The 8536-nt window shown below is 49.6% G+C and carries 6 protein-coding genes; all 6 read left to right on the plus strand.

What is annotated here, in order from left to right; genetic code table 11:
• Positions 1–726 (plus strand): TylF/MycF/NovP-related O-methyltransferase (locus VGS11_09045; protein HEV2120231.1); only part of this gene is annotated, 726 nt, incomplete at its 5' end.
• Complete coding sequence (locus VGS11_09050; protein ID HEV2120232.1) at positions 716–2263, plus strand: oligosaccharide flippase family protein; 1548 nt, start codon at positions 716–718, stop codon at positions 2261–2263. The genes VGS11_09045 and VGS11_09050, both read left to right, overlap by 11 nt.
• A gap of 296 nt (positions 2264–2559) precedes the next feature.
• Entirely contained in the window at positions 2560–3801 is a 1242-nt protein-coding gene (locus tag VGS11_09055) for a hypothetical protein (protein HEV2120233.1), read from the plus strand.
• Positions 3802–3803: 2 nt separating this feature from the next.
• Positions 3804–5171, plus strand: a complete 1368-nt coding sequence (locus tag VGS11_09060) for a hypothetical protein (GenBank protein HEV2120234.1) — start codon at positions 3804–3806, stop codon at positions 5169–5171.
• Positions 5172–5242: 71 nt separating this feature from the next.
• A complete protein-coding gene (locus VGS11_09065) occupies positions 5243–6310 on the plus strand; it encodes a glycosyltransferase family 9 protein (GenBank protein ID HEV2120235.1) in 1068 nt (355 codons plus the stop codon).
• A 31-nt stretch (positions 6311–6341) separates the two neighbouring features.
• On the plus strand, positions 6342–8291 hold the full coding sequence (gene asnB / locus VGS11_09070) for an asparagine synthase (glutamine-hydrolyzing) (GenBank protein ID HEV2120236.1): 1950 nt from the start codon (positions 6342–6344) through the stop codon (positions 8289–8291).
• Positions 8292–8536: the final 245 nt, after the last annotated feature.

Here is an 8536-nt window from a genome sequence, read left to right on the forward strand (position 1 = left end):
CGCACAGGAGATTGGCGCAGCATTCTGACTTTCCTTCTCTCGGATGACGTGCGGATTCCGATGTCTGATCGATTTAAACTCATACGCCGATTTCAACTAATCTCATCACACGTTCCATGCGAGCACTTACAATCAGAGATGTTTGAGTTCATTCGTGCTCTTCTTAGGCTTCAGGCAGAAATCCAAGGGCTTGTCGTCGAGTGCGGGTGCTACAAAGGAGGAAGCACCGCGAAGCTAAGTGTTGCTGCGGAGTTAGTGGGAAGAGAATTGGTAATATTCGATTCCTTTGAGGGCCTTCCAGAGCATGGCGAGAATCAAGGAAATACCATTTGGGGTACGCCCGTCGATTTTTCCACTGGGAATTACTGTGGCTCCTTAGAGGAAGTTACCGCCAATGTCGAGAAGTATGGCGAGATTGGGCCATGCACATTTGTAAAGGGCTATTTTAGGCACACATTGCCAATGTTTCGGAAGCCAATTGCGGCCGCATACTTCGATGTCGATCTGGCGGCATCCACTATCACCTGTCTGCAGTATATTTGGCCCCTGCTCTCATTGGGTGGGATATTGTTCTCGCATGACGGGCATCTGCATTCGGTGCTTGATGCATTGAGCGACAAACACTTCTGGCAAGAGCAACTCGGCAGCCCCATTCCTGAGATTCATGGATTTGGCATAGAAAAGCTAATCTGGATGCAGAAGACAGTGGCTTCGAATGGCTCTTGATGTAATCAATAGCGAGAGCCCAGCGGTAATTTCTCCGCCATTGTCAGCAGGGTCCTCTCCAACGGATTTACCTAATCAGGAGTTCACGACACAGAGGTTTGTTCGAGACGTATTATATTCCAATCTTCCAGTCCCTTTTCAGAAGCTACGAACCTATCTGTGGCTTGTGGTTATGACTCGCGCGCTTGGCGCGGAAGGATTTGGCGCTTGGTCGATTTTTATATTGGCTCTGAGTAACGCAACTACGATTGGAACGTTAAATTGCGGGTCGTCGATGATGCGTTTCCTCAGCGGTCGGCGCTCTACCATCGAAGTGAACGAGGCGTTTTCGACGGCGATGGCGATGGTCATTACAGCAGTATCAGCTGTAATAGCTGTACTAATCATTTTCTCAGGTCACATAACGACCTTCTTGTTTCGATCGCGGCACGCGTTCAATCTAACTGTTTTGCTCTTGGCTGCACTTCCCCTCGATTGTGCCTTCGAAGAAATGAAAAACCTTTTACGCGCCCGTCGCTTGAACAAGTCCTGGGCATTATTCAGCCTCTCGCGGTTAGTTCCCGAAATCGCAGCGACACTCGTTGTCGCGTGGTACCTAAGAAGCGTCGAGCTTGTGAGCTGGGCATATGTGGTCATCGGTGCTGTCAGCGTCATTGGAGGGCTTACGTATCTTAAATATCACCTTAAACTTACTTTTGTGAGCCCAACGGCGCGAGTTGCAGTGAGGTACGCCAAATTCGGGCTACCACTGCTCCCAGGAGCATTGGCTTCGGCGATTTCATTGGGGGCCGATAAGTATGTAGTTGGCTGCTATCTCGGATTGAAGCAAGTCGGCATCTATAGTGTGTGTTTTACCGTCTCGGCACTCACGTTTTTCCTGACGGGCCCAATTAATGACGTGCTGTTTCCTGAGCTCTCTGCTCTTCATGATTCGGGCAACTCGGGATCATTCCGACGACGGTTTGCTGGCATTCAGAAATTCGTATTTGGCGCATCTGTTGGCGCCGCAGCTATTCTCGTGATATTTCCTCAGGAGGTGCTGCGACTCTTCGCATCGCGAGAATTCATTTCGGGCAGCACAACTCTTGCAATACTTGGAGTGCAGGGGATCTTTATGGCTATCGTGATGTTATATGCCGTCATTTTGAATGTTCAACTACGCGTATGGTCTTCAACTATATTTTGGCTCGCCAGTGGGCTCCTAATTGTCTTGTTTGATGTACTTCTTGTCCCAGGGATTGGCATTGAAGGGGCTGCAGTCAGCCAGTTGATTGCCACTGCCGCCGGAGCAATCTTGTTGATCATGGCCCATTGGGATCTATTCAGCATCACATTTAAGCCCGAGTGGCTGTTACACACCGGATTGGCTTTCGCGGCTGTAGCTTTGCTCGCGTTTTCCTGCCAAGGTGGATCACTTGATTTGTTGCACTCGGCATTGAAAATCATTACCGGTTCTATGGTGTTCTTGATGTGCCTGTTTATCACTGGCTTTCTTCGTTTTGAAGACCTTCGAAAAATGATCAGCGCTTTTGCTTAAGCTCGAGATGACCTCAGGGCTCTTGTCTATTGAGAGTCTCGAAGTGGATACGTGAATACCATTCCAGATTGAAAACACTTTTTATTTGCAAAGGGGAGTACCGGTATTTCTTTCCCCTGATTGCACAAGAGCTTAAGGTCGGTAATGGTTGCCAATCGTGTGCCATAACGTTTTCTGCGCCGGCAACCAGAATGATTGCGCGGACTTTATCCTTTGACCAGGTGCATGACCTATCTGGCTTCCTAAAAGAGTTTGTGCCTAATGCTGACTTGGATAAGTGTAGAACATTGCTCAAGATGTTCGAGGAAATGCGCGACTGCGAGACATTGAACACGATGGTCCGTGCGGATCGGATTATAGGCCGCTATTCACACGAGCGCGTCATTCGAGTTCTCGCAGGGATTGTCTACTTCTGGAAACGGACCCTCACGCATATCCGGCCAGATGTAGTTATTGGTGAAGTTGCGTGTGCAACGGAGTGGATAGCATGGGTTCTGGCACGGCGAATGGGAATTCCTTTTCTTATACCATATCCCACACCGGTAACAAACCGATTCTTCTTTATCGAGGAACCCAAAGGGGCTTGGACCCGGATGCGAAACAATTTCGACGAATGCATTCGGAGACGCTTGACATCTCAAGAGGCGCAAATTGCAGAGTCATTTGTGATGGACTTTCGTGCGAACAAGTCAAAGCCTTTGTTTCTCAAGTGGAGCGAGCGCTCTCCTCTAAACCCCAGTCTGCATGGCCTCTGGAGGAGGATCGGACGAATCCCATTTCGAATTCAATCGTACATTGAGAGCGGGCCTTATGAAGTCGGTTCCTATCAAGGCACTCCGCCATGGAGGCCAATGTGGCAGGACATCATGCGGATTTGCAGATATGCGTACTGCGAATCGACATTATTCGAGCACAATGTCCCTCAGGGCCCGTTCATCTATTTCCCTTTGCATGTTCAACCCGAGTTCACTACGGATGTGCGCGCGCCGTCCCTGACCAACCAAATTGCAGTTATTGAGAATATTAGTCGGAGCGTTCCCATCACGCATCACGTTATTGTGAAGGAACACCCGGGGATGAGCGGCGAAAGGAAGCCTAGTTACTACCAACAGTTAAGATTGTTGCACAATGTGCGACTTATCTCGCGTTCCGTGGACAGTCACGAACTGATCAAGCACGCCGATGCCGTAGTGACCATAACTGGCAGTACTGCCTGGGAAGCAATTCTATATGAAAAGCCCGTAATCGCACTTGGGCCGTTGTGTTACGGCTTCTGTGATCTTATCTATGGTTGCAAAGATATAGCGGCGCTCTCACATTACATTGAAAAAGCCCTCAACTCGCATAGACCGAATCATAATTTGCTTTTGAAATATGTGTGGTCCTTTCTCGACACCGCTTATGAACTTCAATGGGGCGACCCGATCCGTATGCCGCACATCTGCGAAGCGTCAAATGTTCGGAAGATCGCCCAGGCGATCATTTCCGAGAGAATTTCCCGAGCAGCGCCTCGACCGCCAGAATTGGTCATGAACTGAAGATGGAATTCATCGAATTCCTGCTTTTCTCTTCATTAAATCTGGGAATGATCGTTTTTATCATCCGTAGGTGGGGCATTGTCTCAGCGGAAGGCTTTTGCATGGCCTACTTGGGTGCAGCGGCACTCACAGACAATGTGGAATTGATACTTCACTACGCGCTGTCACCGGATGTGCTCCATTTAGGTTATAGCGAATTTGGCTTTCGAATTTATCCGACCGCCATCCATATTCTCGGACTCTTTGTATTGATTTGCGGGTTGGCAGTTGTTAACTCCAGACCTTCTGTGATTGTAAGACCACTCGATGGAGAGGGAATTGCGGAGCTAAAGAGATTGGGAATTGCGGTTGCGATCGTAGGCGTACTTTTAACTGTTGTCGCAATTTATCTCGTTGGCGCACTCACAGCGCCACATTTTTATACCGCTATGAATGTATTTCGCAGTCAGATATTACCGTTCGGCGGCTTCTGGTACCGAGGCGCGGACGTGATTGTGTTCGGGTTGGCTTTGCTGCTTCCCAGTTATCGCGACCATTTGCCGCATTTCTTCTGTGTTGTTGCTATCATGATGCTCGTGTCATTTTTTCTACGTACCAATAAGGGAGGGCTTGAGGAACCAATTCTTTGGACAGCGGTTGTCATTTATGTGTACAACCGCGAATTCTTTCAGACACTCTGTCGTCCACGCAATATAGCCGTGGCTTGCGCAATTGCATTTGTCGGTATGGGCGCTAAGCTGTGGTTTCTGCCGTTCGCGTATCACCGAACGGCTGATACTCCTGCAACACTTACAAAGCTTTTTGACCTAGCCACTTCGACAGCAGCGACCCGCTGGGGAGACGACAGCCTCTATCGTGGCTATTGTCAATTTGTGAATGTGTTGCCGGACAATCGAAGGCGGTTTGCAGGTCACAGAGTAGGAATGTACACGATTACCAGTTGGGTGCCGCGCGTTCTTCTGCCTAACAAGCCGGATCACCCGTTCCGCGGAATGGGTTTTATGGTGTATTCGGACTTCCACACTTTTGCAACGGAGACACCTGCTCCAACTCTCGTCGGCTCTGTAATGGCTGATGACGGAATTCGTAGTCTCTTTTTCTATTTATTTCTCGCGGGGATTTTTCTTTCGACTCTTCGAATTTGGACGACTAGCGCACAACACTCCATTTACAGGCACGCTGGTTATATTTGTTTCGTTTTATTTGGAGGGTTTTCAGCAGAAGAGGGAATATTGGGTTTTCTCTATACACTCTTGCTCGCGTACGGAGTCATTTCCTCGGGGTTTATCATTCACTCTGTCTGGAGATATTCGGGAGCCAGATCAGTACCTAACTCATCGGCGCATTCAATCCTTACTCGTTCAGCCTGACTGCGATTGCTTGAATTAATCAATTCCAAGGCCATTTCAATCAGACAGAGCGGGAGCTGGAAACTGAGTCATTGAGTCGAAAACCTCACCTGATCCGGCCTGGACGTGGAATTCTGATCATTGATTCACAAGGACTCGGTGATGTAGTCCAGAGTCTTCCGCTCCTCAAGGCTGTCTGTCAATGGGCAGCAAATCGGTGGCCCGTACGCGTCCTGTTCGCGTCAGTTAAGCACTATGAGCTAGTTCAGGAAGAAAATCTGGAGCTAACTCCCCTCTTCGTACATCACCTTCGAGATGGCTTGCCCAGCTTGCTAAAATTGTGGACTCAGATTGCAGGCAAATCGGACTTGATTGTGTGCGCACCAGAAATGTCCGCTGCCAAGTTGATTCTATTAAAGATTGTGACCGCCACTCGTGATGCGATTGGGGAAGCTTCAGCACCGTATAGTTGGTTTCTGACGAACGCAGTCGAGCAAAGCTGGACCGCTTCTTTTCTTGAGACGCAGGGCAAAATCGCTTCTTTTCTCGGAATTGCCACCCCGCTCGAACCGCCAAAGATTCATCTAACGCCTGAGGAAACCGCGTGGGCAGATATGGAGCTTGCTCGCCATGGTTTGGAGGATTGCAGGCCGGTCGTGGGGATTCAATGTTCTTCCGTCGTTCTTTCAAAGCGCTGGCCAGCTCGGAATTTCGGGAACTTGGTGCGCACATTGGCACAGAGTTTTCCGGAACTGTCGATCATCAGTTTTGGCACCGAATGTGAGAGAACTGTCGCGGAACGAGCCCACGCCTTTGTCGGTGATGTTAATTGGCTCGAAGCAACAGGCAGATGGCAGGTTCGCGAAACGCTCGCCATGTTGCGCAAGTGCGCTCTCCTCATATCTGGAGACACAGGTCTGATGCACATGGCGGCGGCAGTCGGCACTAAGACTGTCAGCATCTTTGGGCCGACCTCAACCTCACGCCGCGCTCCCTTGCACAATGGCGGCATCGCCCTGAAACCGGATACTGAATGTCACCCATGTTTCAAGGGCAAATGGACTCCATGTGATTGCATTCGATCAATCACCCCAATGCAAGTCGCTCTTGTCGCAGAACAGTGCCTGAAAGCTTTTGACGGTGTGTCTCTAGCTACATGAGTTTCATGGTTGTCTCAGGGTGTGCCTTTCGATGTGCGGATTATTCGGAATAGCATCTAGCGAGCGTCGAGGCGTCGATCCGGATTTGCTGTGGTTTGGGACACACCGCGTGCGTCATCGCGGTCCGAATGGCTGGGGATTCGCGAGCTTCGCACCAATTCGCGAGACGCCCCCGAACCATGTCGTCTGGAAATTCTGGGGCGAACGGGAAAATGCCCGAGGATATCGTATAGGCTTTGGATGTCGACGACTGAGCATTCTCGACTTATCGCCAGCTGGCAATCAACCAATGAATTTGCCTGGGACAGATTTATGGATTGTGTTTAACGGCGAAATCTATAATTTCGTTGAGCTAAGGGAAGAGTTGAAAGGCGAACGCAGTTTCGCAACAACGACAGACACTGAAGTGTTGCTCGCAGCGTATGAAAAGTGGGGTACCGGTTGCCTGCCCAGATTGAATGGAATGTTTGCGTTTGTTATATGGGATGGAACTCGCAGAAAACTGTTGTTTGCCCGGGATCGTTGGGGAGAAAAGCCGCTCTATATAATGCATCGAGCCGGACTATTAATGTTTGCTTCAGAATTGAAGCAGTTTTTCGAGAGCGACGAATTTGGCAAGGAGTTGGACCATACCGCTCTAGCGGATTTCCTATTGCTTTCGTTGCAGGATTACGACGACCGCACATTCTTCAAGGACATCAAACAACTTCTACCTGCTCACTGGATGGAATGGGATCCGGACACTGGAAGAGCCAGTGGACCCTACCGTTATTGGGCCCCGCAGATTTCGTCTGATCTGGATGCGTCTCTTGACTGCAGGTTTGAGGTCGAATTCCCAGCATTGCTCAAAGATGCCATTCATCTGCGACTCAGGAGTGATGTTCGCGTAGGCATTTGCCTTTCTGGAGGTCTCGACTCGACCACGATCTGCTCAATTGCCTCTCATGGATTTGCAGACCCATCGTTGCTTACGGCCTATACCATGGCTTTTCCAGGAGCTCCTGAGAGTGAATCGGAGCTCGCTTCACAAGTTGCAAAGAGGCTGGGTATTCGCCATATCCAGGCCACGATTGATGGCTCGAATCTTTGGGATCGAATCCATGAGTTTGTCTACTTTCAGGACGGCCCGACGGGGGGCGCCGCGAATTTTGCATCTTGGCGCATGTTCGAAACAGCGAGCGCAGACGGCGCTGTAGTTCTGTTAAACGGACAGGGTGGAGATGAGTCTCTCGCGGGCTACAGCAAATTTTTCTTCTTTTGGTTGCAAATCTTGTTCTCAAGGGGGCATTGGCTGCGTTTTCTGCAAAGCGCAGTGCCGTATCTGCAGAGAAATGGATTCACCAAATGGAGCTATGCCGATGGCCGCAGATATTTTCCGCCCTTCTTACGCAAACGAATTGCCGGCATCTGGCAGTTCAGTCGGCCGGAATTTCGCGCGCTTGCTGCAGAACGCATTTACCTTGGCAGCAGTGAGAGCCTGAATTTGCGCCTGTGGAAGGATTTGAGCCAGTTCAGCCTGCCCTGCCTGCTTCATTGGGAGGACCGGAATTCGATGGCCGCGAGCACAGAAACCAGACTCCCATTCCTCGATCATCGATTGGTCGAAGCAGCGCTCGCCACTTCCGCTTACACGAAACTGCGAAAGGGATATACGAAATATTCGCTTCGGCGGGCCATGAACGACGTGCTGCCAGAGAGTGTGTGCTGGCAAAAGGTAAAGCGCGGATTTGATACTCCGGCACGAAATTGGTTTAGAGCAGATCTTGGCCAACATACTATGGAATTGTTTCTTCAACATGATAATCCTCTCGATCAGTTCATAGATACCCGGAAATTGGCTATGCAGCTTAATCTGTATCGGAGAGGCGAAAGTGAGTGTTTTACTGATTACGACTGGTTTAGGCTGGTTAGCACGAATATTTGGCTGAAACAACTCAATTCCGACACAATTAGCTTGACGCCTTCCTTGGTGGCTAGCTAAAGATCGATTGCATCTACAATCGCCACTATCCATGTCCCTATGAGTGATCTGCCAAAATTAACTGTTATCGTGCCTTGCCGGAACGAAGAGAAATTCATTAGCCAATGTCTCGAATCGATAGTTCACAATGACTATCCTTGTGATCGTTTGGAGGTTCTCGCTTTAGACGGCATGAGTGAAGATGAGACATGGCGGATCATCGAATCATACTCGACGAAGTATTCTTTCCTCAGAGGATTGCGAAA

It is taken from the genome of Candidatus Bathyarchaeia archaeon (assembly GCA_035935655.1).
In the GTDB taxonomy this organism is placed as follows: Archaea; Thermoproteota; Bathyarchaeia; order 40CM-2-53-6; family 40CM-2-53-6; genus 40CM-2-53-6.

What these genes read in the sequence shown, in the direction of transcription:
- VGS11_09050 (HEV2120232.1), top strand. Translation starts at nt 716, where the DNA reads ATGGCTCTTGATGTAATCAATAGCGAGAGCCCAGCGGTAATTTCTCCG.
- VGS11_09055 (HEV2120233.1), top strand. Translation starts at nt 2,560, where the DNA reads ATGTTCGAGGAAATGCGCGACTGCGAGACATTGAACACGATGGTCCGT.
- VGS11_09060 (HEV2120234.1), top strand. Translation starts at nt 3,804, where the DNA reads ATGGAATTCATCGAATTCCTGCTTTTCTCTTCATTAAATCTGGGAATG.
- asnB (HEV2120236.1), top strand. Translation starts at nt 6,342, where the DNA reads ATGTGCGGATTATTCGGAATAGCATCTAGCGAGCGTCGAGGCGTCGAT.